Source organism: Reichenbachiella sp. 5M10 (assembly GCF_002742335.1).
Classification (GTDB): domain Bacteria; phylum Bacteroidota; class Bacteroidia; order Cytophagales; family Cyclobacteriaceae; genus Reichenbachiella.
On record NZ_MDGR01000007.1, the window covers coordinates 3735601 to 3760417 of the forward strand.

The 24817-nt window shown below is 46.0% G+C and carries 20 protein-coding genes and 1 tRNA gene; 12 read left to right on the top strand and 9 right to left on the bottom strand.

Translation table 11 applies throughout. The features are described 5' to 3' along the window. Window positions 1-44: 44 nt before the first annotated feature. From BFP72_RS15060 to BFP72_RS15090, 7 genes are all read left to right on the top strand, one after another. Window positions 45-1253, top strand: a complete 1209-nt coding sequence (locus BFP72_RS15060; protein ID WP_099599928.1) for a hypothetical protein — start codon at window positions 45-47, stop codon at window positions 1251-1253. A gap of 160 nt (window positions 1254-1413) precedes the next feature. After that, the gene (locus BFP72_RS15065) at window positions 1414-6390 is read left to right on the top strand and encodes a T9SS type A sorting domain-containing protein (protein ID WP_099599929.1); all 4977 of its coding nucleotides are present in this window, start codon (window positions 1414-1416) and stop codon (window positions 6388-6390) included. A 247-nt stretch (window positions 6391-6637) separates the two neighbouring features. Beyond that, the gene (gcvT, locus tag BFP72_RS15070) at window positions 6638-7726 is read left to right on the top strand and encodes a glycine cleavage system aminomethyltransferase GcvT (RefSeq protein ID WP_099599930.1); all 1089 of its coding nucleotides are present in this window, start codon (window positions 6638-6640) and stop codon (window positions 7724-7726) included. Next, entirely contained in the window at window positions 7726-8439 is a 714-nt protein-coding gene (locus BFP72_RS15075; RefSeq protein WP_369824130.1) for a 2-phosphosulfolactate phosphatase, read from the top strand. The genes gcvT and BFP72_RS15075 overlap by 1 nt, the downstream gene beginning before the upstream one ends. 152 nt (window positions 8440-8591) lie before the next feature. Beyond that, on the top strand, window positions 8592-8978 hold the full coding sequence (locus BFP72_RS15080) for a DUF4783 domain-containing protein (protein ID WP_221406528.1): 387 nt from the start codon (window positions 8592-8594) through the stop codon (window positions 8976-8978). Window positions 8979-9096: 118 nt separating this feature from the next. Further along, entirely contained in the window at window positions 9097-9327 is a 231-nt protein-coding gene (locus BFP72_RS15085) for a hypothetical protein (RefSeq protein WP_143520092.1), read from the top strand. Further along, complete coding sequence (locus tag BFP72_RS15090) at window positions 9324-9623, top strand: hypothetical protein (protein WP_099599933.1); 300 nt, start codon at window positions 9324-9326, stop codon at window positions 9621-9623. The genes BFP72_RS15085 and BFP72_RS15090 overlap by 4 nt, the downstream gene beginning before the upstream one ends. 138 nt (window positions 9624-9761) lie before the next feature. Here the strand turns inward: BFP72_RS15090 and BFP72_RS15095 are convergent, their stop codons facing one another. The 6 genes from BFP72_RS15095 to BFP72_RS15120 form a co-directional block, all read right to left on the bottom strand. Beyond that, on the bottom strand, window positions 9762-10757 hold the full coding sequence (locus tag BFP72_RS15095; protein ID WP_255397229.1) for a glycosyltransferase family 2 protein: 996 nt from the start codon (window positions 10755-10757) through the stop codon (window positions 9762-9764). Window positions 10758-10809: 52 nt separating this feature from the next. After that, window positions 10810-11658 (bottom strand): hypothetical protein, encoded by an 849-nt coding sequence (locus tag BFP72_RS15100; protein WP_099599934.1) that lies wholly within the window; start codon window positions 11656-11658, stop codon window positions 10810-10812. Window positions 11659-11687: 29 nt separating this feature from the next. After that, complete coding sequence (locus BFP72_RS15105) at window positions 11688-13034, bottom strand: deoxyguanosinetriphosphate triphosphohydrolase (RefSeq protein WP_369824131.1); 1347 nt, start codon at window positions 13032-13034, stop codon at window positions 11688-11690. Window positions 13035-13037: 3 nt separating this feature from the next. Then, window positions 13038-13796: an SDR family NAD(P)-dependent oxidoreductase gene (locus tag BFP72_RS15110; protein WP_369824132.1), complete on the bottom strand. Its 759-nt coding sequence runs from the start codon at window positions 13794-13796 to the stop codon at window positions 13038-13040. Between the two features lie 109 nt (window positions 13797-13905). Then, the gene (locus BFP72_RS15115; protein ID WP_099599936.1) at window positions 13906-15156 is read right to left on the bottom strand and encodes a sterol desaturase family protein; all 1251 of its coding nucleotides are present in this window, start codon (window positions 15154-15156) and stop codon (window positions 13906-13908) included. Between the two features lie 107 nt (window positions 15157-15263). Beyond that, window positions 15264-15698: an SRPBCC domain-containing protein gene (locus BFP72_RS15120; protein ID WP_099599937.1), complete on the bottom strand. Its 435-nt coding sequence runs from the start codon at window positions 15696-15698 to the stop codon at window positions 15264-15266. A gap of 324 nt (window positions 15699-16022) precedes the next feature. On the opposite strand from BFP72_RS15120, the gene rimP reads away from it, so the two are divergent. From rimP to BFP72_RS15150, 5 genes are all read left to right on the top strand, one after another. After that, window positions 16023-16493, top strand: a complete 471-nt coding sequence (gene rimP / locus BFP72_RS15125; protein WP_099599938.1) for a ribosome maturation factor RimP — start codon at window positions 16023-16025, stop codon at window positions 16491-16493. Window positions 16494-16497: 4 nt separating this feature from the next. Next, entirely contained in the window at window positions 16498-17742 is a 1245-nt protein-coding gene (gene nusA, locus BFP72_RS15130) for a transcription termination factor NusA (RefSeq protein WP_099599939.1), read from the top strand. A gap of 36 nt (window positions 17743-17778) precedes the next feature. Next, window positions 17779-20643 (top strand): translation initiation factor IF-2, encoded by a 2865-nt coding sequence (infB, locus tag BFP72_RS15135; RefSeq protein ID WP_099599940.1) that lies wholly within the window; start codon window positions 17779-17781, stop codon window positions 20641-20643. Between the two features lie 243 nt (window positions 20644-20886). Continuing rightward, window positions 20887-20960, top strand: a tRNA-Arg gene (locus BFP72_RS15145). Between the two features lie 443 nt (window positions 20961-21403). Beyond that, window positions 21404-22687, top strand: coding sequence for a caspase family protein (locus BFP72_RS15150; RefSeq protein ID WP_158233428.1), 1284 nt, complete (start codon window positions 21404-21406; stop codon window positions 22685-22687). Window positions 22688-22695: 8 nt separating this feature from the next. Here BFP72_RS15150 and BFP72_RS15155 read toward each other — a convergent pair whose 3' ends face one another. The 3 genes from BFP72_RS15155 to BFP72_RS15165 are packed head-to-tail and all read right to left on the bottom strand — an operon-like array spanning window position 22696 to window position 24814. Next, window positions 22696-23562, bottom strand: a complete 867-nt coding sequence (locus tag BFP72_RS15155) for a hypothetical protein (RefSeq protein ID WP_099599943.1) — start codon at window positions 23560-23562, stop codon at window positions 22696-22698. An 8-nt stretch (window positions 23563-23570) separates the two neighbouring features. Beyond that, entirely contained in the window at window positions 23571-24017 is a 447-nt protein-coding gene (locus BFP72_RS15160; RefSeq protein ID WP_143520093.1) for a hypothetical protein, read from the bottom strand. An 11-nt stretch (window positions 24018-24028) separates the two neighbouring features. Beyond that, window positions 24029-24814: a hypothetical protein gene (locus tag BFP72_RS15165; RefSeq protein WP_143520094.1), complete on the bottom strand. Its 786-nt coding sequence runs from the start codon at window positions 24812-24814 to the stop codon at window positions 24029-24031. Window positions 24815-24817: the final 3 nt, after the last annotated feature.

The window sequence follows — 24817 nt, forward strand, 5'->3', positions numbered from 1 at the left end:
TGTTGGCTATCTTCGGTGAGTTGTCTTTTTAGAATTCTTATTGCATGAAACAACCCGTCTCCATTCTAGTCTTTATCTACAATAGCTACAAGGACCCCTTGTTTCAAAACCTCATTCTTTCTTATATCAAGACACTGAGCCAAAATGGAAGCTATCGCTTTGACCTGATCACCTTCGAACAACCACAATATGCTTTGTCTCCTAGTGAAAGGAGACAAGAAAAAGAAAGTCTAAAGGAGTGGGGTATCCACTGGCACCCTAGACAATTCCAAACTGGGCGATTCTTATTGATCAAAAAAGCCATGAATGTGTTAGAAACTTTTTGGTCTGTCCTTCGCATCAAAATCCGTCACAAAAGCACCTACACCTTCGCTTTCGCCAATGTATCCGCTGCTATTGCTATTTTGTTTTCGCCCCTATTACGAATGAAACTAGTCATCTATAGTTACGAACCTCACAGTGATTTTATGGTAGAGATGGGACACTGGAAGACGTCAAGCATCAAGTATAAAATCCTTCATAAACTGGAGCAATGGGCAGGAAAATATGCCGATCATATCTTGACAGGGACTCGTCACATGGTAGAAAAACTACAAAAAGAAGGAACACGAGCCACCGTACACAGAGCACCCACTGCAGTAGACCCTGAAATATTTCGATTCGATGAAGCCAAAAGGAAACAGATCAGACACGAGCTAAACATAGGTTCACGCCATCTTTTCATCTACCCAGGCAAACTAGGAGGACTATACTATGAGAAAGAATTGATTGATCTGTTTGGTAGCATCTATGAAGAGGACAGCAACAGTTTCTTTTTGATCGCAACCGATTATGATCATAAGACCATTGAATCATGGTTTCAAGAATCCAATATCCCTTCGGACAACTACCAAGTGAGAGAGTTCATCCCCTTTACAGAAATGCCTGCCTACCTCAGTGCATCAGACATGGGCATAGTAGCTATTCCCCCCACTCCTTCCCAAAAATTCAGATCTCCGACGAAAGTGGCAGAATACTTGCTGTGTGGTCTCCCGTATGTCGTGTGCCGCGGCGTGTCTGAAGACGACAATATCGCGGAAGAAAAACAAGTTGGGGTATGTCTGGATGAGTTCTCATCCATGGCGATCACAAAACACATACAAGACATACAAGAGGTGATCCTGAAACACACAAGAACACAAAACCGTGAGATAGGTTTAGCATACCGTTCGAAATTGCGAATCGATCATATCTTAAAAGACACTTTTATCTAAAATCAACAACACGACGTTAGAAAAGAATATTATACTTAATTAGCTCATAATCAATTTTGAAAACATACTTTTGCATTACAGCAATGTCATCTATATTGACCTTCTACCCTCCCTCTGTCCTTTCCCAATATATTTCGTAAGAGAACGTTAGTTTAATCAGATGTCCAAAGAGTATCGCTATATACTGTTTCTACTACTTGTATTCATACCAGGAGTTTCGCTAGCTCAATGCCCTACTGCGGATTTTTCTACCCAATCGACGGTATGTAGCAACGAAAACCTAACATTCGAAAATTCTTCCCTCAATGCCGAATCTTATCAATGGGACTTCTGCGCTGGAGAACTTTTCACTACACCTACTGAAACAATCGCATACTCCATTGCTGGATCAACCAACCAAGGACAATGGTATGCTTTTCAAATTAGAACCAATGGCTCCATATACAAGTTCAACTTCCCATTGGACTGTGGAGAGAATATTAATAATACAGCCTCAAGCACTCCTACTGGAGTATCTTACAACACCGCTGGGACCTACAACATCAGTCTACGTGCATACAACAATGATGGAGTCTTCTCTGAATTCACCCAATCCATCACCGTCACCACCTCCACTGCTCCCAATGTCTCCTTCTCCATCGATGACTCTCGATGCATCGGCAATACCAACACCTTCACCGCACTCGTCGATGATCCGGGAGCAATCAGTTCCTATGCTTGGGATTTCGGGGATGGAAACCTAGAAGCTGGCGCCACTACGACACACTCCTATGACGCATCTGGGACCTACGCTGTTACGCTCTCTATCGTGAGTACCGACGGCTGTACCAATACCAGCACCCAAGAGTTCACCTTCTACAACGCTCCCACAGATCCTGCCTTTAGCTACAGTGCTGCTACGCTTTGCAGCAACTCGGACATTAGCTTCACCAACCTCACCAACGAAAATGGTGCAGGCGATGTGGTGACCTACCTCTGGGACTTCAATGGAGAAGCTACCTCCACAGACAAAGACCCCGTCTATGCCTTTGCAACGGCGGGCTCAAAAACCGTCTCCATGACGGCTATGATTCCCGGTTGTACGACAACTGTATATTCTGACGTCATTGGCATCATCGAAGGGCCCAATGCCTCTTTCATCTACACCAACAACTGCTTTGGGGAAGCGATACAATTCTCCAACACTTCCACAGGAAGCGACATCAATGGTTACACTTGGGATTTTGGAGACGCGTCACCTGCATCCACCGACCAAAACCCTAGCCATGAATACACGGCCACTGGAGACTACACCATCAGCCTCACCGTGTCCAACACTACTGGATGTGAGACAACTACTTCACAGACCGTCACCGTATCCGATGCGGACAAAGCAAACTTTAGTTATGGAGAAGCCATCGAAAACATCCCTGTAGCTTTCTTAGGAGAAGACCTGACTCTCTCTGACGATGCGGTCGATAGCTGGTCATGGGACTTTGACGGACTAGGCACTGCCTCAAACCAAAACCCTAGCTTCACTTTCCAGACTCCTGGAGACTATACTGTTGGACTCACAGTGACCACTATGCAAGGGTGTGAGGATTCTGTTTCCAAAACCATCTCTACCTCTCAAGCTCAATGCCCTACTGCGGATTTTTCTACCCAATCGACGGTATGTAGCAACGAAAACCTAACATTCGAAAATTCTTCCCTCAATGCCGAATCTTATCAATGGGACTTCTGCGCTGGAGAACTTTTCACTACACCTACTGAAACAATCGCATACTCCATTGCTGGATCAACCAACACAAGAGACATTGAAATCGTATCTGACGGCATCAACTGGTTCGGGTTTGTTTTAGACAGAAACAAAAACCTACTCCACAGATTAGACTTTGGAAACTCTCTTGACAACACTCCCGTTCTAAACTTCTCCTCAGACCTAGGGGGCATATTGAACAGTGCAACTCCGATTCAAATCGTTCAAGAAAACAATCAATGGTATGCCTTGATTCACAATGGCGGAAATGCAGAAATACTCTTATTGGATTTTGGTAGCGATTTAACCAATCAATCCCCTAGCATATCCATCCCCGTCAGTAGCATTGGCACCACAGCAGACAACCTAGGTCTAGAACATGACAACAATCAATGGGTGGCAATACTCTCGAGTAGCCTCAACGACAATTTCACTATCATCAACTTTGGAAATTCTCTCACAAACACGCCAGACCCTGTAGATGACATCATTGAAACTGCTGCTATCCCAGGGGCTGGATTTGCTGATCTTAGCCTATTCAACCAATGCGGAAACTGGTTCGGTCTTGCTGCGGCTTTTGACAACAAAAGCCTCTATCGACTAGATTTTGGCAATCAGCTCTTTAGTTCTCCTTCTTTCACAAACATTGGAAATGCAATATTTCCAACAAACCCATTATCTATTGACTTCACTTACCAAATGGGCCAGTATATAGGTTTTGTCTATGGAAACAGCGGAGGATCATATAGAATTACTTTAGGAAATGATCTAGCAAATCCTACACTCGCGACCGAAACATTGACCACTACCATTAGTGGTATCACTATGGGACTGTCGTTGCAATATGACCAAGGACAATGGTATGCTTTTCAAATTAGAACCAATGGCTCCATATACAAGTTCAACTTCCCATTGGACTGTGGAGAGAATATTAATAATACAGCCTCAAGCACTCCTACTGGAGTATCTTACAACACCGCTGGGACCTACAACATCAGTCTACGTGCATACAACAATGATGGAGTCTTCTCTGAATTCACCCAATCCATCACCGTCACCACCTCCACTGCTCCCAATGTCTCCTTCTCCATCGATGACTCTCGATGCATCGGTAATACCAACACCTTCACCGCACTCGTCGATGATCCGGGAGCGATCAGTTCCTATGCTTGGGATTTTGAGGGGGACGGTACTGTGGACAGCACTGAGCCCAACCCGAGCTACCAGTACCCAGCGAGTGGCAGCTATGCCACACAGCTGACCATATCCGACGGCACCTGTAGCAACCTCAGCGTGCAGCCCATATCGATCTATCCTGTTCCCCCTGCGCCTAGTTTTGCTGTGTCGAATTCTGCTCCCTATTGCAGCCATACCGCACTCGATTTTGACAACACCACCGACGAGAGTCTCTACAACGGCACGACGGTCTCCTACGATTGGGACTATGGTGACAGCAGCAGTCCTGAGACCTCTACGGACGGTTCACATACCTACGCTGGGGCGGGCAACTACTCCATCGGGTTGACCATGAACATACCGGGCTGTTTGACGACCGCTGCGCAGGAGATCGCGATTGTCGCAGGTCCCAACACGCAGTTTAGCTATGCAGACGATTGCTTCGGGGACGACACCCAGTTCACCAATCTCAGCACAGGCGACAACCTCACGCATGCCACATGGGATTTTGGTGATGAACTAGGCTCCTCTACCCTGAGCTCCCCCTCCTACGAGTACCTCGCCACCGGAGACTATGCGGTCACACTCACCATGCAAAACGCCCTCGGGTGTGTCACGCCCATCACACGCACGGTCCGCATCAACGGCCTGCCAGAGGTGGCCTTTGTGCATACACCCGGTTGTGAAGAGCAAACCATAGACTTCACTGACGAATCCAGCCCTGGAGATGCACTCAACAACCTCCAAAGCTGGGCATGGGACTTCAATTCGCTCGGCGAATCGGACCAACAAAACCCGAGCTTCACCTTCGACGAATCAGCCAACTACACCGTGAGCTTGACCGTCACCAACACCGGAAACTGTGCCAATACCGCCACACAAACGGTCATCGTACAACCAGCCCCTACTGCCGACTTCTCCATTGATCTGGGGTGTATCGAGGGGCGTACAGCCTTTGTCGACCAAAGCACTTCCTTGTCCGAAAACCAAATCACAAGTTGGTACTGGGTCGTAGACGGCAAAGAGTACTTCACCCAAAACATCGACGCAGTATTTGATGAAGCAGGGAGCTACACGGCGAGTTTGTCAGTCACACCGACCAATCACTGCGTATCTACTATCCAAAAGGACTTCACCATCTACAACCTCCCTGTGGTTGCCTTCAGTGCGACCAACAACTGTGACAATGAGGCCACGGTCTTTGTCGATGAATCCACCACCGAAGGCCCAGCCCTCCTCTCTCGCGTGTGGGATTTCGACGGAGAAGGTACGGCCAACGGCACACAAACGGCCTTTGCCTTTGATCAAGCGGGCGATTACCTCATCGGCCTCCTAGTAGAAGATGAGCTGGGATGTCAAAATAGCACCTCACAACCCCTCACCGTACACGCTTCTCCTACCGCTGCTTTCACCGTCGATGACGAATTTGGGGGAGCGCCACTTGCTGTCCAGTTCAGCAACGAGTCTGATGAAGGCAGCAGCTACGCATGGGACTTCGGAGTAGATGACAGCTCCGTCAGCACCGAAGAGAACCCTAGCTATACCTACACCACCAACGGCGACTACCTCGCCGAACTCGTCACCTACAACGAATTCTGTAGTGATTCGGCATACATTGACATCCTCGTAGCAGACCCTGAGCTCGACCTACAGCTCACTAAAATCGAAGCACGAGAATCCAACGGTACACTCAGTATATGGATCACGGCCTTCAACAATAGTTCCTTCAATCTCGATGGCTTCACAACTCAAATCGACCTAGAAGGACAAAACTCGATCTACGAAAGATACAATGAGAAACTCAGGCGCGGAGAGTCTGTCAGCTTCCCGCTCAACTTTAGCCTCTCCGCCGACAACAACAACGTCGAATTCCTCTGCGTGACCCTAGTCGCCAACGAAGGAGAGCTCACCGATTCTAACCCGCTCAACAACGAGGGCTGTCTCAACTTTGAGCAGAAATTGGTCATCGAGCAAGCGTTTCCCAATCCACTAGCCTCTGGTCAAAACACTCTCTACGTACAGATGGTATTGCCCAGCAAGTCTCCCGTGCAGCTCTACCTCATCGATGCGACGGGCAATGTTGTCTTTTATGAGACCTTCATGGATGTCAACAGCGGACTCAATACCATCGATCTTGACGTGTACTCTTTCAAAGCCGGGCTCTACTTCGTCAAGGTGGTCTACGATGACCAAGAACATACCCAAAAAATCATCAAGCAATAAATACCTCCCCCGCTGATGAGCGGAGGCAGGACATACTGAAGGTGAAAAGCAATGGTGTGCAGCCGTCATCCGTTTCCGCACTAGAGCCCCCCTTAGTGTTCCCGAGAAGAAAGGGGTGTTCCTTATACACCAAATAGACCGCATCCTGCCCCTTCCGCTTGGAAAGCTAGGAGAGCGACATTTCTAGCGTGCCTTATCCAAGTAGCTACAGAATTCCATTAGATTTGCCCCCTAAAATTGAACAAACATGAGTGACAAGAACATAGCCCTAAATGACTTGCATATTTCCCTTGGAGGGAAAATGGTACCCTTTGCGGGGTTCAACATGCCCGTACGATACAGTTCGGACAAAGAAGAACACCTCTGCGTCAGGCAAGGTGTCGGTGTATTTGACGTCTCACACATGGGGGAGTTTCTCCTCGAAGGCCCACAAGCCTTGGATCTGATCCAACGAGTGACCAGCAATGATGCCTCCAAAATTGTCGATGGACAAGCCCAGTACTCCTGCCTGCCCAACGAAGACGGAGGGATCGTCGATGACCTCATCGTCTACCGCATGAGCGCCGAAAAATACTTCCTAGTAGTCAATGCATCCAACATCGACAAAGACTGGAACTGGATCAGCCAATACAACAGTGACAACATACCGATGACCAACGTATCGGATGACTACTCCCTGTTTGCTGTCCAAGGCCCAAAAGCCATCGACACCCTCCAAAAGATCACCACGGTAGACCTCTCTGCTATCAAGTTTTATCATTTCACCGAAGGCAGTATAGGAGGCGTAGATGAGGTCATCATCTCCGCTACTGGATACACCGGAGCGGGAGGCTTTGAGCTATACGTCAAAAACGAACATGCCGAAAAACTCTGGAAGGCTGTATTCGAAGCAGGCGAAACATTTGATATCAAACCCATCGGCCTGGGAGCCAGAGACACTCTACGACTCGAAATGGGCTATTGCCTCTATGGCAATGACATAGACGACACCACCTCACCACTAGAAGCAGGGCTTGGCTGGATCACCAAGTTCACCAAAAGCTTCACCAACAGCGAGGCACTCCTCCAACAAAAAGAAGCAGGCGTCACCCAAAAACTCGTGGGCTTCATCATGGAAGAAAAAGGCATCCCAAGAGGAGGCTATGAAATCCTAGATGCCCGAAACCAACCCATCGGAAAAGTCACATCGGGTACCATGTCTCCCTCCATGAACGTGGGTATTGGCATGGGCTATGTCCGCTTTGGCAACCATTTGCCAGACAGTGAAATTTTCATCCAAGTCAGAAACAAAACATTAAAAGCCAAGGTCACGAAGCTTCCACTTTATAAAGGGTAATGAAATTGAATAGTATTGATGTATGTCTATCACCCAAATTGATAGACCTGTATGATTTAGAGGGCAAAATAGTAGTCGTAGTGGACATTTTGAGAGCCACCTCGGTCATGACGACCGCTTTGGCACATGGTGCCAAAGCAATCATCCCTGTCGAACAGCTCGAAGAAGCGAAGAAATACCTCAACAAAGAAGCCTACCTCTGTGCCGCAGAGCGAGGAGGAGAACAGGTAGAAGGCTTTCCTCTCGACAATTCTCCGTTTAGTTACATGGATGAGTGCATCCAAGGCAGCTCGATTGTGATCACCACGACCAACGGCACAGTGGCCATCGAAAAGTCACGTGCTGCAGACGAAGTACTGGTGGGATCATTTTTGAACCTATCAAGTGTGGCAGACTACATCCAGCAGCAGCAAAAAGACGTGATCATACACTGCGCCGGTTGGAAAGGTAAAACCAACATGGAGGACACACTCTATGCTGGGGCACTGGTAGAAAAACTAAAACACTCCCACCATCTAGGCTGTGACACTCCGCACGTGACCCTCAAATATTGGGAAAGCATCAAGGACAATCTGACAGAGACGGTCGAAAACTCCTCTCACGCCAAACGGCTCAATCGCCTCAATATCAAGGAGGATATCGCCTTTTGCCTGCGTATCGACGAGTACCAAGTCGTCCCTAAGATGGAAGGCAAAACACTAGTCGCCGTATAGAACCGCTGACCTGCGATCGTCCGCTTCATCTCGGTCGCAGGTTACTCCTTTTGGCTACCGTGGGTTTGGTCCAACCTCACTCTTCTCCTTTTCACTCCCAACTTTTAGTGATTTCACTCCTCTGGCACTATATTAGCTGCATGAAGTATCTCATGGCAAAACATTTCATAGCAGTACTCACGTTGGTCTTTTTATCCCACATGGGACAGGCCCAAAGCACTACAGACTATGTGGAGCAAGCATTCAATGCGGGTAGTGCCAAAGAGCTCATCAAGTATTTCAACCAAGTGACAGAGGTCAAAATCAACGATGTAGGGGCCAACTACAGCAAAGCGCAAGCAGAGCCCATGCTCCGTGACTTCTTCAAACAAAACCCTCCGACGAGCTTTGAGTACATCCACAAAGGCAAATCCCCCGAAGGACTCAAATACAACATCGGACTCTACACCAGTCGTTCCAAAAATTACCGGGTCGTTCTTCTGCTCAAAGTCGTCAATGATGAGTATGTCGTAGACACCATCAACTTCAACGAAGATTAACCCTTCATAATTCTGCCATATTTATTCAAAATCCTGCCTTGGCAGCCTGCTGAAGTATTTTGGCAGGATCGTCTCATCGTAATGTTGTTGTTTTGATTAGGATTCAAAACCCAACAACATGATGAAACTCATTTGGTACAATTCAGAAATACAAGCATATGGCTATGGAGAATCCGAGGACTATCTCCGAGCAAGCAACAACGCCCGGGATCCTCAAGCAGTGTCCGTCTTGATGAAGTTCGACCATTACTCACAGCACCTGACGCAGAAGATACTCAAGCAACTCAACATACGCCATATAGAAATTGACGAAACCCCTATTCCAACCCAAACACCTTCCCAAAAATGATAACCCATCGTTTCCACCCTCTACCCGAAATCATCGGCACCACTTGGGCACATTTGTCCGCATGGATACCTCACAAGGCCAAGAGCAGGCATTTCATCTGGTACAATCCCACCACAGCCACCTACCGAGAGGGCAGTGCCGAGGAGTACAAGTCCCTGCAGGCATCCTGTGACACTCCACAGAGCCTGCCCTTGCTCATGGAGTTTGCGACAAGCGAAAAGGCACTCGCCCAACAAATCGCTCGGGAACTCAACACAGCGATGAAAGAGCCCTACATCCTGAAAGCCATAGCCTAAAGATTCTTTTTCTCATAGCTTATCCTATAGACGGTAGGACAAGTGCTACTAAACCCTGACTCACCGGTCAGGGTTTTTTCTGTGTGCCACCAAAACCACTGTCCCCAGACTCCTTACAGGCCAACGGCCAAGAGCACCTTAGTTTTTCTTGAAAAAGAAGGAAGGAAAGGCTTGGCGCTCGTCTAGCCCTCTGACAGTCAGCTTCCATGTTGACTTGAGAAAGCCAAAGCCATAAGCCAACAGTTGAATACATGCCGCAGGTACGGCCAAAAAGGAAACCTTGAGCGTATTGCCCTTGAGGAGAGCATCTCCCCAGAGCATGCCTCCATACATCAGTAGCAAGCCAAAAAACCAGGGAGTCAGCAGCAAGCCCATCAAGACACAGCCCAGCACTCCCAGCAGAAACAGCGACGGCAAAAAGTACACGAGCTTTTGAGTATGTGGATACCAGCGATTGAGAATCACCCGCACGACTCCAAACTTATAGACCTGCTTGGTAAACTTGGAAAAATCAATCCGACGCTTGTGGTATACTTTGGCCTTCGCCAACAAACAAACCTTGAAGCCCTCGGCCATGATTCGAAAACTCAAATCGGGATCCTCTCCTGGGTGTATGTCCGAAAAACCACCCACTCGTTGGTATACTTGGCGTGTCATGCCCATGTTGAAGCTGCGCGGCTGGTACTTATCGAGTTGTTTGTGCCCCCCTCGTATCCCCCCAGTAGTGAAGAAAGAGGTCATGGCATAGTTGATGGCTTTTTGGACGTCCGAAAATGACTCATGTGCTGCGTCTGGCCCCCCAAAGGCGTCAGGCTGGTGCTCCATGATGCCTGCGTCGAGCTGCGCAAAATAATCCTCCGGCAGCAAACAGTCCGAATCAAAAAAAAGCAAATACTGCCCCGTCGCTTTCTCCATACCGAAATTTCGGCTATCACCAGGGCCGGTATTTGATTTGTAGAAATACTGAATCTGGAAGGTATAGTCTCTCAACAAATGCTCGGAGCGCTCCGTCGACCCGTCTTCGACAATCACCACCTCGATATCTGCTCTAGCCTGCACGGCGAGACTGTCTAGCAGTTCCTTCATCTCCGAAGGGCGGTTGTATACAGGTACGATGACAGAGTATTTGATCACAGGATACGGTTTTGACGGATACAATCATTTGGTGAAGCAATAGCTTCTCCCACTACAAGTTTTTGAGGCCATGAATGGCCGTTTCATAAAACGTTTTAATCACACGAATCTGATCTTGAATCAAATCCAATTCGACCAATTGAGAGTAAGGCAATACTGCTCCGATCCAATTGTTCTTGTGCCAGTGTCCACGTGTATCGGAGATATCAGGCAGGTCCTTGACAGGGTAAGGCCACGGTGCGACATAAAAATACGGCTCATCGTAATGCTCATCGCCAGGAGACATCCCCACGCCGATCTGTTTGGAAGTCTCTGGATCTCCAGTATCCAACCGTATGATCGATCCCGCGATATCAAAGTGATGCGGCCAGCACTTGATGGGTGTCGTCTTCTCCTCTTTGCTCAGTACTTCCTCAAGCATCAGCAAGGTATTGTGATACAATCTACTCAACTCACGACTCGCTTGGGAGTTGGCGATCCCAAAAGTAGCACGTGATGTAGAAAAATACTCTGGCAAGTCATAGGGATAGTCCAGATTGATCTTCGAGAAATCTGCGCCTAGTTCTCCCAACTGCTGCTCCAACCACACCATGACGTCTGTCTGCGTGGCACCTTCCATGGCTATGGAGGATATGGTCCGAAAAGCCTCGTCCACGAGATAAACCTTGAAATCATAAATACTGATCGACGACCGAAAAGTGACATCCGCCTGCACCCATCTTCCCACCAAGCGCTGGAGTTTGGTGTCCCATTCTAGGTTGGCATGCTCGTCATTGGGACTTTCTTCCAGAAAGGAGCGCCCCACAGCTGCTACATTCTGTATGGCTTGGTGACTCTGCTCCTTGGCCTGTTTGAGATCTTCTAAGGATGGATAGGTAAAACGTTGCCAGTTCTGATTCATTTCCTCGGTTGATTATCTGCTCTAAAACGCTAATTTATACTAATTCCTTTCAAAATTCGGAACAGCTTGATCGCTGAACTGTCCGTCATTCCTGATATGTAATCGGTAATCAACAGAATCGACTCGTACAAACTTGTCGATTCATGATCCAACTTGTAGACCACATCAGGAGGCAACAAACGAAACACACTCTTGTGCCTGCCTGTATACGCCTTGTTTTGGTAGTACTTGGCATGCACCGCAAGTACAAATGCATCCAGCAAACCATCGATCACCTCGAACCCTGCGGCTTCCTTTTCCAAAACCTGTCTACTCTGATACAAGTGCTCCACCGAAAAGACACCGATCTCTTCGAGTACAGGAGCCGAAGGGACCAAGTCTGTAATCGCCTGGTCAAATCCCCCTGCCAACATGGCTTCCTCGTGGGTGAGAAAAACGGCCGTACTCTCTTCGATCAACACTTGAATGGCTACTGCTCGCAATACCCCTATTTTTTCTTTGTCACTTGGGATCTGCTCCAACTTCTCGGGCATGTACTTGTCTTTGAGTATGGCTGCCAAAAAATCACGAGTCTGCTCAAACGACACCAAGCCTAGGCCAAAACCATCTTCCAAATCGATGATACTGTAGCAAATATCATCCGCTGCTTCGACCAAAAAAGCCAAAGGGTGTCGTGACCATACGCCAGTATGGCGCTGGATCAAGCCCAGACTATCGGCCATCTCCGCAAAAATGCTTTGCTCACTTTGAAAATAACCGTACTTCTTTTGGCTCTTCTTTTTCTTGTCCCTTTCGGCAAAAGCCGAATAGCATGGATACTTCGTAAAGGCCGCTAGGGTCGCTTTGGTCAATTTCAATCCCTGCCGTTGGTTTCTTGTCAAAAGACGAAACCCCTGTGCATTGCCTTCAAAATCCGTCAAATCCGCCCATTGTTCTTTGGAGACTTCCTCTTGCAGCATCTTGGCTACAGGGTGGTGCGCAAAGAAGTCCGAGATGGCCGTTTCGCCAGAATGGCCAAACGGAGGATTCCCTACATCATGGGCCAGAGCAGCTGCTCCGACTACCGCCCCAAAATCACTTGGAGTCAGTCCCTCTATGTCCTTGTACTTGCTGAGAATACTGGCTCCCGCATTCTTGCCCAAAGAGCGCCCCACACTAGATACTTCCAAACTATGTGTCAATCGGGTGTGTACAAAATCTTGGTCTGGTAAAGGAAACACCTGCGTCTTGTCCTGCAAATTGCGAAACGGGCGACTAAAAATGATCCGGTCATAATCGGCCTCAAACTCACTCCGTAGATTCCCAGCAGGATGTGCATGCATTCGTTTGACTTCACCGATTCTCTCGGCTGACATCAAATTCTTCCAATTCATCATCTCTTATAGGGTTTTGTGCACTTTGGTGGCGCTAGCTTGTGCTCTGGCGAGCACTGTCGTATCGGCCAAGTTGACATGGGCGGGCCGACTCAGAGCAAACCTTACTACCTCTGCAATATCCACAGCGAGCAGCGGCAGCATCCCTTGGTAGACCGACGCTGCTTTGTCTTCATCTCCCTTGAAGCGCACATTCGAAAACTCTGTATGTACCAACCCTGGATTGACAGACATTACGCGAATGTTGTGCTCGACGAGTTCTTGACGCATGCTCTTGGTGATGGCATCCACACCAAACTTGGTCGCACAGTAGACATTCCCATTTTCATACGCTTCTTTGCCAGCGATCGACGATATGTTGATGACGTCACCTGTTTTGCGCTCAACCATCCGTGGCAAAATCGCCCTCGTCACATATAGCAAGCCTCTCAAGTTGGAATCAATCATCGCGTCCCAATCCGAAACATCTCCTTGATGTAGCGGCGCTCTTCCGTGGGCGTTTCCCGCGTTGTTGACCAAGACATCTATGTCACGCCAAGAAGTTGGCAAAGACGCAACCGCCTCCAACACTTGCGCATGGTCTCCCACATCAAATGTCAATGTGAGCACGTCGCTCTTTCCTTCCAACTCTAATTTCAAGCGATCCAACCGCTCTTGTCTTCTTCCGCACAATATTAAGGAATACTCTCCAGCCAATGACCTAGAGATGGCTTCACCGATACCCGAGCTTGCCCCGGTAATAAAGGCTATTTTTTGCATATTCATATCACAATCTTTATCGCCCACAAGTTAGAAAGGATCGTTCAATTCTGTCGGACAAATCAAGATTTCTCGTCAATCCGAAGACAAATCTGCGCAGGTGAGGACCTTCCCCTTACTCGTCTTTTGGCCTACTAGGTGTGAAATACAAAACGACAAGCCAAGAAATGACAAAGTATACCCCCATAGCCCAAGAGGCATATGCGAATCGTTCGTTGAGGCCAAACCAATCTCCTGTGAACCGGATCAATGCAAGACCCGCAAGACATTTGATGGACTCGAACAGTAGGGCCCAGCGATCCCCGTCCATCAAGGTCGTGTAAGCATAGATATGTACAAAAAGAATAGCAGCATACCAAAATATCCCTGGTGCACCGATCTCTTCAAAAGCATACAACATGTAAAACAGCATTCCCAAACTCATGATCATCTGCCACCAAGCCCATAGGTGTAGCGACCAAGGAGCCTCCGTATCATACTTCACCAGGTCCTCAGGCCTATCTATGACTTGAACCGGATACCGTCGCGCCACATCCGCTGGCCTCCACCCTGTGGGCTTGAACCAAATTGTGAATTTTGCTTTCCAATCCGAAGTACGCCAAGCATCTTGTACCAACATCCACAAATGTTGAAAATTGATCAAAGCAGGGTTCCAAGTCTGAACGGGCCTCTTGACTCCATATACACAAGGTTCCTCATCCAACTCTTCTTGAAATGTCCCAAACATCCGGTCCCACCATGGAAAAATCTGTCCTAGATTTTTGTCCAAATAGGGTGGGTTGATTGCATGATGTACCCGATGCTGTGAGGGCGTCACGATCAGATACTCTACAAAGCCGAGTTTAGGAATATGGCGGGTGTGGTACCAAAACTGCAAAAACAAGTGAATCGGTGCAATGGTAGCAATCACCTTAGGTGGCATCCCAAGGAGTGCAGCAGGTATCAACAGAAAAGCACTGATTGCAAAAATCTCTGCAATGGGTTGGCGCAAAGCACAGGCCAAGTTAAACTCCTCACTGCTGTGATGTATCACGTGCTCGTTCCAAAAATAATTGACATGATGGGACAGATAGTGCTTGATATACCCCGCCAAATCAATCAGAACAAAACTAATCAGATACACCAGCCATGTAGCACGAATATGTACCAAGGCCAAATGCTCTTCCATCCATGTATAACTGATGATGACCAGGGTCAAGCCCAATAGGCTTTTGAGGAGGTTGGTCACTCCAGAACTTAGACTCGAAATGGTATCAAAACTTCGAAAAGTCTGTTTTTTGACCAACCAACCGTATAGGCCTTCGATAAGAAGAAAAAAAATAAAAAAGGGAATAGCAATGAGCAATACTTGGGCGTATGTCTTCATAATCTTAGCTGCTTAGTTTCCAATAATACAGCCAAAACACCCGAAATAAAAGAGAACTACGTATTTATGCTGCACGCATACTATACAACTGTTGCGTCCTGCACTACCTAGATCACCAAATCCTCGGCATATTCCTTGAGCGAAGCATTGAACTTATGGAAGGCCTCTTCCGTAGGGTCCATGACTTTCTTGAGAATCCCCCTGCTAAACACACCCGAAAACCGCTCACCATGCACGAATCGAGTTTGCCCTTCTCCTTCGGGCAAGAAATGAAAATAATGATTGCCCGAAAAAATTCTCCGGTGACCTAAATTCCCTACCCATTCTACCTGTCGTTGATCCTCAATCACGGTCAACTTCGGCCTGAAAGAAGACACCTTTCCATTGAGGTTGACCGTAAGCTTCAGCCGGTGCCCCACTGCCAATTCGCCGGACACCGTCATGATCGAATTCCAATCGCTGTAAGACTCAAAGTCTATAAAAACTCTCCACAACACCTCGATAGGCGCTGCGATCAATATCTCTGTTCTAATTTCCTTCATTGCATTCTATCTTTGCGACACACACTCAAAGCACTTATCATACCATAATCTAGGCATTCGCAAGCGAATCCTAAAATCATCTTCTAGATTACACCTTTACTCGACCCAAGGAGATTGTACCGTTCTCATCTTGCCATCACACCTACACAATGGTGCCACATGGACCAATCCCACAGTCTCACACCTGTATCAGGCAGGTTGCTACGTATTCAATATCCTCATAATTATTTGGTATCACAGATAAATAAGCTATTTTTGCATCGAAATATCGTTTTCAAGGAATGAGGGGGCACAAGTCCCCTCTGTTTTTATGTAAAAAATTAATTGAACGAAGTAGTTAAACATATTGAGTCTTGGACCTTGGAGTGCATTGCTGATCAAGAAGACCTGTTTTTGGTAGACATCATCAAAAAGGGAAACGCAGCAGTCAGCAAAGTAATCGTTCTATTGGACGGTGATCAAGGTGTGCCGATAGATAAGTGCGTCGAGGTGAGCAGAGCCATTTCGCGTCGATTAGACGAAGAGTTGGAATTGCAGGATCCGTTGACCTTGGAAGTTTCTTCCCCTGGGTTGGACCACCCACTGAAACTGCTTCGCCAATACAAGAAAAACATTGGCAAATCGGTCAAAGTGACGCTAAACGATCAATCTCAAGAAGAGGGGGAACTCCTGTCCGTCACCGACGATACGATCGAGCTAAATGTGATCACAGACAAAAAAAAGAAACTCACTGAAAAGAGGGTTATCAATTTTAGTGATATAAGTAAAACTATTGTTCTAGTTTCATTCAAATAACAAAATGGATAGTTCTGTACTAATAGAATCATTTTCGGATTTTGCGAAAAGCAAAAACGTCGACAGACCAACGATGATCAGAATACTGGAAGATGTATTCAAAACGATGATCCGAAAGAAGTTTGAATATGATGATAACTTTGACATTATCATCAATGCGGATAAAGGTGACCTTGAGATCTGGAGATTTAGAGAAATCGTAGATGACAACTCTGAAGACATCTGGGACCATGACAAGATCAGCTTGAGTGAGGCAAAGAAAATAGAGCCTGATTTCGAAATAGGTGAGGAAGTAGCCGAAGAGGTGAAACTGATCGATTTTGGTAGACGAATGGTCATGACGGCTCGTCAGACTTTGATCCAAAAGGTCAAAGACTTGGAAAAAGATATTCTGTTTCAGAAGTACAAGGATCTCGTAGGCGAAATCATCGTAGGCGAAGTATACCAAGTGCTGGGCAGAGAAGTACTCTTGATAGATGGCGAAGGCAATGAATTGACCGTCCCAAAATCAGAGCAAATCAACAAAGACAGATACAGAAAAGGGGATTCGGTACGAGCTATAGTCGATCGCGTAGAGATCAACAATGGCAACCCTAGAATCATCTTGTCTAGAATTTCTCCTACCTTCCTAGAGAGACTTTTCGAAAGTGAAGTCCCAGAAGTGTACGATGGCTTGATTACCATCAAAAAAGTCGTCAGAGAACCAGGAGAAAGAGCAAAAGTAGCTGTCGAGTCATACGATGACCGCATCGATCCTGTAGGAGCATGCGTCGGTATGAAAGGATCTCGAATCCACAGTATAGTGAGAGAATTGCAAAACGAAAACATCGATGTAATCAACTATACGGAAAATTTGGACTTGTATATTGCCAGAGCTCTGAGCCCTGCCAAAATCACAAGCATCAAGATAGAAGAAGAAAGTAAGAGAGTTTCTGTATATCTCAAACCAGACCAAGTGTCATTGGCTATTGGTAAAGGCGGTCAAAACATCAAATTGGCAAGCAGACTGGTAGATATGGAGATCGATGTATTCAGAGAATTGGATGGTCAAGAAGACGAAGATGTCGCCTTGAACGAATTCTCAGATGAAATCGAAGATTGGGTACTCGAAGAACTAAGAAAGATCGGTTTGGACACTGCGAAGAGTGTTTTAAATTTGAGCATCGAAGAACTTCAAAGAAGAACAGATTTGGAAGAGGAAACCATACAAGCTGTACTTGACATCCTAAAGCAGGAATTTGAACAATAATTAAGGATTAAGTAAAGAAGGATAGTAAATTAGCATATGGCAGAAGGTAAAATGATTCGTCTCAATCAAGTGGCTCGTAAACTAAACGTTGGCATAGACACTGTCGTGGAATTCTTGACAGAAAAAGGTTACGAAATAGAACGCAGCCCTAACACGAAGATATCGTCTGAACAATACGGTATACTATCCAAGGAGTACGCCAACTCTGCGCATGAAAAAGAAGAGGCTTCTGGCCTCACGATCGGCACGAAGACAAGCGACAATGTAGTGATCAAAGCTGAATCAGCTACTCCTCCTGCTCCAGAAAAACCAAGAGAAGAAGAAATTCTCATCACAGACAACACCAAGGCTTCGGAAACAGCTCCTGCTAAAGAGGAACCCAAAGAAGAAGCCAAAAAAGAAGAGTCTATCAAAGCAGAAGGCAACAAACTCCAAGGGTTTAAAGTCATCGGAAAAATAGATCTAGACGGCAAAAAGCCGAAAAAAGAGGAGCCTAAGAAGGAAGAAACTCCTGCCCCTGTTGCTGAGCCTGTCAAAGCTGAAGCAAAGCCAGAAGAAAAAGCTCCAGAGAAAAAAGAAGAACCAAAACCGGAAGTCAAAGCTGAAGCCAAGAAAGAAGAGACGCCAGAGCCTAAGCAAGAAGACAAAAAGGTAGAGGAAAAAACAGCTGCGCCAGCACCTAAAGCAGAAACCCCTGCAAAACCAGAAGAGAAGAAAGAAGAGTCAAAAACAATCGAGGCTAAAGCAGATTCGTTGCGTGGCTTGAAAGTACTGGGAAAAATCGAGCTCCCTGCTACCAAAAAGAAGTCAGACAAACCTGTCGCTTCGTCTGACACGAACAAAGACGATAAAAAACGCCCAAGAAAACGTATCAGCAGACCCAAACCACAAGGTGGCGGAGGACCAGGAGGACAACAACGTGGCAATGGTCCTAGAACTGGTGGAGGAAAGTTCAACAAAGACCCTAGAAAAAAGGTAGTCAAAGAAGAACTCACTGACAAAGAAATCCAAGACAAGATCAAGGCGACCTTGGCAAAACTCAGCGGAGGAAAAACCAACTCAAATGTCAGCCGATCAAAGTATAGAAAAGACAAGAGAAATGCTGTAGCGGAGGCCAACGAAGAAAGGCTCATCCAAGAGCAAGAAGACTCAAAAACACTAAAAGTAACCGAGTTTATCTCTGCCAATGACTTGGCTAGTTTGCTCGGAATATCTGTCAATGAAATCATCTCTACCTGCATGTCATTGGGGATGTTCGTATCGATCAACCAAAGATTGGATGCCGAGTCCATCACCATCATTGCGGATGAGTTTGGCTTCAATGTCGAGTTCACTACTCACGATGAAGAAGTAGATATCGTAGAAGAAGAAGACAGTGAAGATACGTTGATAGAACGTGCTCCAATCGTCACGATCATGGGACACGTAGATCACGGTAAAACCTCACTCCTCGATTACATTCGAGATGCAAGTGTCACCGAAGGCGAAGCTGGAGGTATCACGCAGCACATCGGAGCATACGACGTACAAACTTCATCAGGCAAGCGCATTGCTTTCCTTGACACACCAGGTCACGAGGCCTTTACCGCGATGAGAGCGAGGGGTGCGAAGATCACGGACATTGTCATCATCGTAGTGGCAGCTGACGATGACGTCATGCCACAAACCAAAGAGGCCATCAATCACGCACAGGTAGCCGGTGTACCGATCATTATTGCGATCAACAAAGTGGATAAACCACAGGCTAACCCTGATAAAATCAAAGAAGCGCTTTCACAAAACAACATTTTGGTGGAAGACTGGGGTGGAAAATACCAGTGTCAAGAGATCTCAGCCAAAACAGGCCAAGGTATCGAAGACCTACTTGAAAAAGTATTGCTCGAAGCAGAAGTACTCGAACTGACTGCCAACCCTAACAAAAAGGCGATTGGTTCAGTGATTGAAGCGACCTTGGACAAAGGGCGTGGCTATGTCACTACCATGATGGTACAATCAGGTACTCTAACCGTAGGAGATGTGGTATTGGCAGGGTCATTCTTCGGGAAGGTCAAAGCCATGTTTGACCACACAGGCAAGAAACTACACAAAGCAGGACCATCTACTCCTCTGCAAATGCTCGGGTTGGATGGTGCAGCCCAAGCAGGTGATAAATTCAACGTAATGGACAGTGACCGTGAAGCACGCGAAATTGCTACCAAACGTGAACAAATCGTCCGAGAACAAAGCATTCGTACCAAAAAGCACATCACGCTGGATGAAATTGGTCGTCGATTGGCCATTGGCTCATTCAAAGAGCTCAACGTAATTGTCAAAGGTGACGTGGACGGATCTGTGGAAGCATTGTCTGATTCGTTGTTGAAACTATCAACGAGTGAAGTACAAGTCAATATCATCCACAAAGGAGTCGGACAAATCTCTGAGTCTGATGTACTCTTAGCAACGGCCTCTGATGCAGTCATCATTGGTTTCCAAGTGAGACCATCAGGTGGTGCGAAAAAGATCGCTGAGAAGGATGAAATCGAAATCAGACTATACTCTATCATTTACGATGCAATCAATGATGTGAAAGACGCTATGGAAGGTCTATTGGCTCCAACCGTTGAAGAAATCATCACAGGTAACATCGAGGTAAGAGAAGTCTTCAAAATATCGAAAGTCGGTACTGTAGCTGGTTGTTATGTCACAGACGGGTACGTCAAGCGTGCCAACCATATCCGCCTCATCAGAGATGGTATTGTAACCTACGAAGGGGAAATCGGGCAGTTGAAACGATTCAAAGACGATGTACAAGAAGTGAAATACAGCTACGAATGCGGTATCAGCATCAAAGGATTCAATGACATCAAAATCGGTGATGTAATCGAAGGATACGAGCAAAGAGAAGTAAAACGTTCGCTCTAAGACCATATATGGAAGCGATCCACCACTTGGCGAGCTTTCTCTTCTACCTCTCACTATGTACATTAGCGGTAGGGTTGTTGTATAAACCATGGATCGTACTATGGTGGATGGACAAACAAAATAGAATAATGGTCCTGCAGTACTACGGATCATTGGCAATCTTAACTTTAGTGATAAAATTTATCACAGAATAAAGGTTGTTTTTGCGAGAGCAAGTATATTTGCACCTCGAAAAAAGGAAATGGCCTCCTAGCTCAACTGAATAGAGCACCTGATTACGGCTCAGGAGGTTTCAGGTTTGAATCCTGAGGAGGTCACAAAGCCTGAGTAATATTTACTCAGGCTTTTTCTTTTTAGGACTATAGACACCTGGGTCTCACAACAGATCTCTCCTACTTCTGGAACACTTCGTATTTCTGGAGGGAGAGACAGACAGCAGATCACTTCGTTGTTCAAGATTCATTATTCGATATTCGTTACTGTTTTTCATAAAACAACAGCCCCTTATGAATCTATGCGCTAATGTCTAAATAAGTGGAACAATGAATACCCAATGCCCCATATCTAATATTGACTCTCATCCCCAAGTTCTCAGACTCTCTCCTAAAATATTTAGAGCACGCTTGACCACTTGAGTTTTCTTAAGCAGAACCTATCGCCCATCTCCATTGAGCCCACAAAAACATCTTCAAAGCACAATTAAGCCCTGTCTACAACGTAATAAATGTGTAATTTTACTGTGATACACAACCTAGAAAACATGAAACGTACCCTATTCATACTTCTATTCTTCAGCACCCAACTCATCGCTCAAGACCGTAGATTGGCTCTTGTCATAGGAAATGCTGCTTATACAAACAGTGGGACGCTTAAAAACCCTGTCAACGACGCAAAATTGATGGCCTCAACCTTAGAAGGCTTACACTTTGAGGTGATCATCCATACAGATGCTGACAAGTCAAAAATGGAACGAGCGATATATGAGTTCAGCAAGCAACTAAACCAATATGATGTGGCCCTATTTTATTATGCAGGGCATGGTGTGCAAGTGGATGGGACCAATTATCTCATCCCGATTGATGCAAAAATAGACGACAAAATAGGAGCACAATTTGAAGCCATCGACCTCAACCGAATCGTTGGTCAATTTGAAGCCCATCAAAACAACACCAACATTGTCATCCTCGATGCTTGTCGAAACGACCCCTTCAAGACTTGGTCAAGAGGCTCAAGTAGAGGCTTCAAAGCCGTATCGGCCCCAAGCGGAACCATCATCGCTTATGCCACGAGTGAAGGGGCCACAGCAGCCGATGGCGATGGCAACAATGGGCTATATACCAAAGTACTCGTAGAAGAAATGCATGTCAATCAGCGAATTGAAGATGTATTCATTGAAACTAGAAACAAAGTCAGGAAAATAAGTGGAAACACTCAAAGCCCTCAAGAGTGGTCTCAGCTAACAGGGAAGTTCTATTTCAACGAAAGCCTCTCAGTCAGCCCCAGCCCTACCCTCTCTGCGAGCACGACACCTAGCACAACTCTAATCGCTCACACAGAGCGAAACCTTGACAGCAACCTGTCACTACCCGAGCTGATTGAAAAAGGCACAAGCCCGTTAGTTTTGTTAGAAAATGGATATACGCCCAACGCCTTGCTTCAAGCCGGGCTAGTCACTTCTGACTTTATCGGACTGGAATACAAAGAAGGAATCATCTTTGAAATAGACAGGGAGGACAACAAGGTCTGGATAGCCGCCAAACAAGACCAAAACAGAGGAATAGGCTTGGACTGGGAAAACGCAAAAAAGGTAGCTAATCGACCCGTTGACGGGACATTAGGCTGGAGCTTGCCCAATCAAACATTGCTGAAAGCCATGTATCAAAACCTCAAGAAAAATGGCTTAGGCAATTTTGAAAACAGCAGTTACTGGAGTTCTTCTGAAAGCAGCTACAGCAATGCTTGGGGAATTAGCTTTAGCAGTGGCGGGAGGTACGATTTCAACAAAACCAGTAAAAAGAAAATCAGAGCTGTCAAGCAACTCTAATCATGCTTTTATTCAACCACTTCGCCTGACATATCGGCGTCTTGTTCCAAATCAACACCAGATATCAATTTCAAGTTAAAAACATACTTGTCATTCAAGGCGCCCTCAGCATCCACGATGGCGACCATTTGTAGTGCACCGAAGGCGACTCCCTCTCGACCAAATAAATAAACATCAGAGTCCTCAATATTGGTAATCATGGAACGTTTCGTTCCTCCTTGATAGGCATTGCGAATACTGATAGAAGTGGCTGCAGGATAGTTAAAATCATTGAACTTCACAAAACTGATCCCAGAACGACTACCCCAGTCATAAGACAGGACATCTGGAGTCACATCTGAAGTCAACTCTACAAAATCCAACTGTGCATCTAAACTATCAGCTAAGTATTTTGGAGAGAGCTCCATCAAACTGAACGCACTTGGATCCTCGGACTGCGCAGAGTACATCGTATGACCTGAGGATGCTTTGATAAATGTTGCAGTCCGGTTTACTTGAATAGTTTTGGCAATTCTTGCCGTATTCTTTTGGTCATCACTTACAGTGAAAGTAAGTAGAACCACGGTAGAGTCAGGATACTCTGGCACTCTATAATTGAGCTGATAATTGAGCTTCTCCGAACTGATTATTGAGTCTACTAAATTAACAAAACCGAAATAGTCATCGGTCTGATCGATGACCATTTCGGTTAATACACCATTGCTCGAGTAAGCCTCTAAGCTGATTTGAACAAACTCATTGGAATTGACCTCCAAGCTCGCTTCACTAGGCTCTAAAAACACTAATATTGGATCGTCCTTTCCCACTTCTTCGCAAGAAAACCATAGTGTCAAAACACCAACGATTCCTACAACCAACCCCAACTTACTCTTCATATGGTTACTTATTGATTTTTATACTTGTAGGCATGTATCTCCATAGACCTCAAATGTCTCGATCCTAAAAACAGCTTATGCACTTTGGTATAATCACTACCTACTACATAAAAACTGGCGTCAGGATAATCATCTAAAACCTTGTAAGCTGCCTTACGCATTTCGGTTTTCAATTTGATATTGGACAATCCAGATAGATTCACCACCTTGACATCTCTAAAGTTATATGCCTCGTTGTTGACAGAATCTATCTTCTTGAACACTCCCAAATATTTCCGTGAAACCACGGAAATTTCAGACTTTCCCATATACTCGAAATCATCGAGTTTCAAGTCCAATCTTACGTAATTTGGGCTTAGAGACATGGTTTCTCGTTCAGACACAATTCTGAACTGACTACATGAAGACACAACAACCGCTAGAACAACTATGGCAGGGAATAAAATTCTTTTCATAATCATTCTATTTATTTTCTAAAGTAGTAAGTAAGCACAAGTCTAACATTTGACCCCATCTCAAATTTCTTATACTCCAGCGACTTGTACTTCGCCGCAGCTGCATCTGCTTCTTTCGTATAGAAAGTCTGCTTAGTCGTGACACCTCCAATAGAGGACTCTGTAGTCGTCTCGTATTGCAAGTTTGAATGATTGACGCCATTGATACCAAATTCAGCACCCAACGCAAAAGGCAAGTCCGCAATGAATGTCCTTACACCAAAACGAAAATCAAACCCGGTCACGAAAGTGCTCTTAGAAAAATGCTCGCTTGCATAATCTCCTGTCAAACTGGTCCTATCTGCAGTCACCACTTCGTTTTTCTCTGTCCCGACGATAGCGCTCACACCTAAGTAGGTGTCAAGAAAATTGGAAGGAGCAAAGTGATAATTGACACCAGGAGTCACCCGGAAGTTACTTTCCTTTTCTGTGTCGATTTCTAACCCTACAGCATCCAACAGTTCTCCGTTAAACTTCTCTGAAAGATTATATACTTGAATACCAATCACCGCCTCCAAATTGTTAGAGACATAGTAGTTGAAATTCATCAGTGGGAAACCTCTATAATCCGTATCCTCGTCTGCCATCTCCTTAATCTCTGCATATCCAGCAGCCAAAGTGAATCCGAAATCTCCAGCCTCTGGACGGGTACCAGCGTAGATTTTTGCGTCAACATTTTCTCTTTCCATCAGTTGAGCCACTGCCATAGAATTAGCAGCTGCCACAAGCAGGCATATAAATACTATTCTTAATTTCATAAT

Coding starts and splice junctions, on each gene's coding strand:
- BFP72_RS15060 (WP_099599928.1), top strand. CDS start 45: ATGAAACAACCCGTCTCCATTCTAGTCTTTATCTACAATAGCTACAAG.
- BFP72_RS15065 (WP_099599929.1), top strand. CDS start 1,414: ATGTCCAAAGAGTATCGCTATATACTGTTTCTACTACTTGTATTCATA.
- gcvT (WP_099599930.1), top strand. CDS start 6,638: ATGAGTGACAAGAACATAGCCCTAAATGACTTGCATATTTCCCTTGGA.
- BFP72_RS15075 (WP_369824130.1), top strand. CDS start 7,726: ATGAAATTGAATAGTATTGATGTATGTCTATCACCCAAATTGATAGAC.
- BFP72_RS15080 (WP_221406528.1), top strand. CDS start 8,592: ATGGCAAAACATTTCATAGCAGTACTCACGTTGGTCTTTTTATCCCAC.
- BFP72_RS15085 (WP_143520092.1), top strand. CDS start 9,097: ATGATGAAACTCATTTGGTACAATTCAGAAATACAAGCATATGGCTAT.
- BFP72_RS15090 (WP_099599933.1), top strand. CDS start 9,324: ATGATAACCCATCGTTTCCACCCTCTACCCGAAATCATCGGCACCACT.
- BFP72_RS15100 (WP_099599934.1), bottom strand. CDS start 11,658: ATGAATCAGAACTGGCAACGTTTTACCTATCCATCCTTAGAAGATCTC.
- BFP72_RS15105 (WP_369824131.1), bottom strand. CDS start 13,034: ATGATGAATTGGAAGAATTTGATGTCAGCCGAGAGAATCGGTGAAGTC.
- BFP72_RS15110 (WP_369824132.1), bottom strand. CDS start 13,796: ATGAATATGCAAAAAATAGCCTTTATTACCGGGGCAAGCTCGGGTATC.
- BFP72_RS15115 (WP_099599936.1), bottom strand. CDS start 15,156: ATGAAGACATACGCCCAAGTATTGCTCATTGCTATTCCCTTTTTTATT.
- BFP72_RS15120 (WP_099599937.1), bottom strand. CDS start 15,698: ATGAAGGAAATTAGAACAGAGATATTGATCGCAGCGCCTATCGAGGTG.
- nusA (WP_099599939.1), top strand. CDS start 16,498: ATGGATAGTTCTGTACTAATAGAATCATTTTCGGATTTTGCGAAAAGC.
- infB (WP_099599940.1), top strand. CDS start 17,779: ATGGCAGAAGGTAAAATGATTCGTCTCAATCAAGTGGCTCGTAAACTA.
- BFP72_RS15150 (WP_158233428.1), top strand. CDS start 21,404: ATGAAACGTACCCTATTCATACTTCTATTCTTCAGCACCCAACTCATC.
- BFP72_RS15155 (WP_099599943.1), bottom strand. CDS start 23,562: ATGAAGAGTAAGTTGGGGTTGGTTGTAGGAATCGTTGGTGTTTTGACA.
- BFP72_RS15160 (WP_143520093.1), bottom strand. CDS start 24,017: ATGAAAAGAATTTTATTCCCTGCCATAGTTGTTCTAGCGGTTGTTGTG.
- BFP72_RS15165 (WP_143520094.1), bottom strand. CDS start 24,814: ATGAAATTAAGAATAGTATTTATATGCCTGCTTGTGGCAGCTGCTAAT.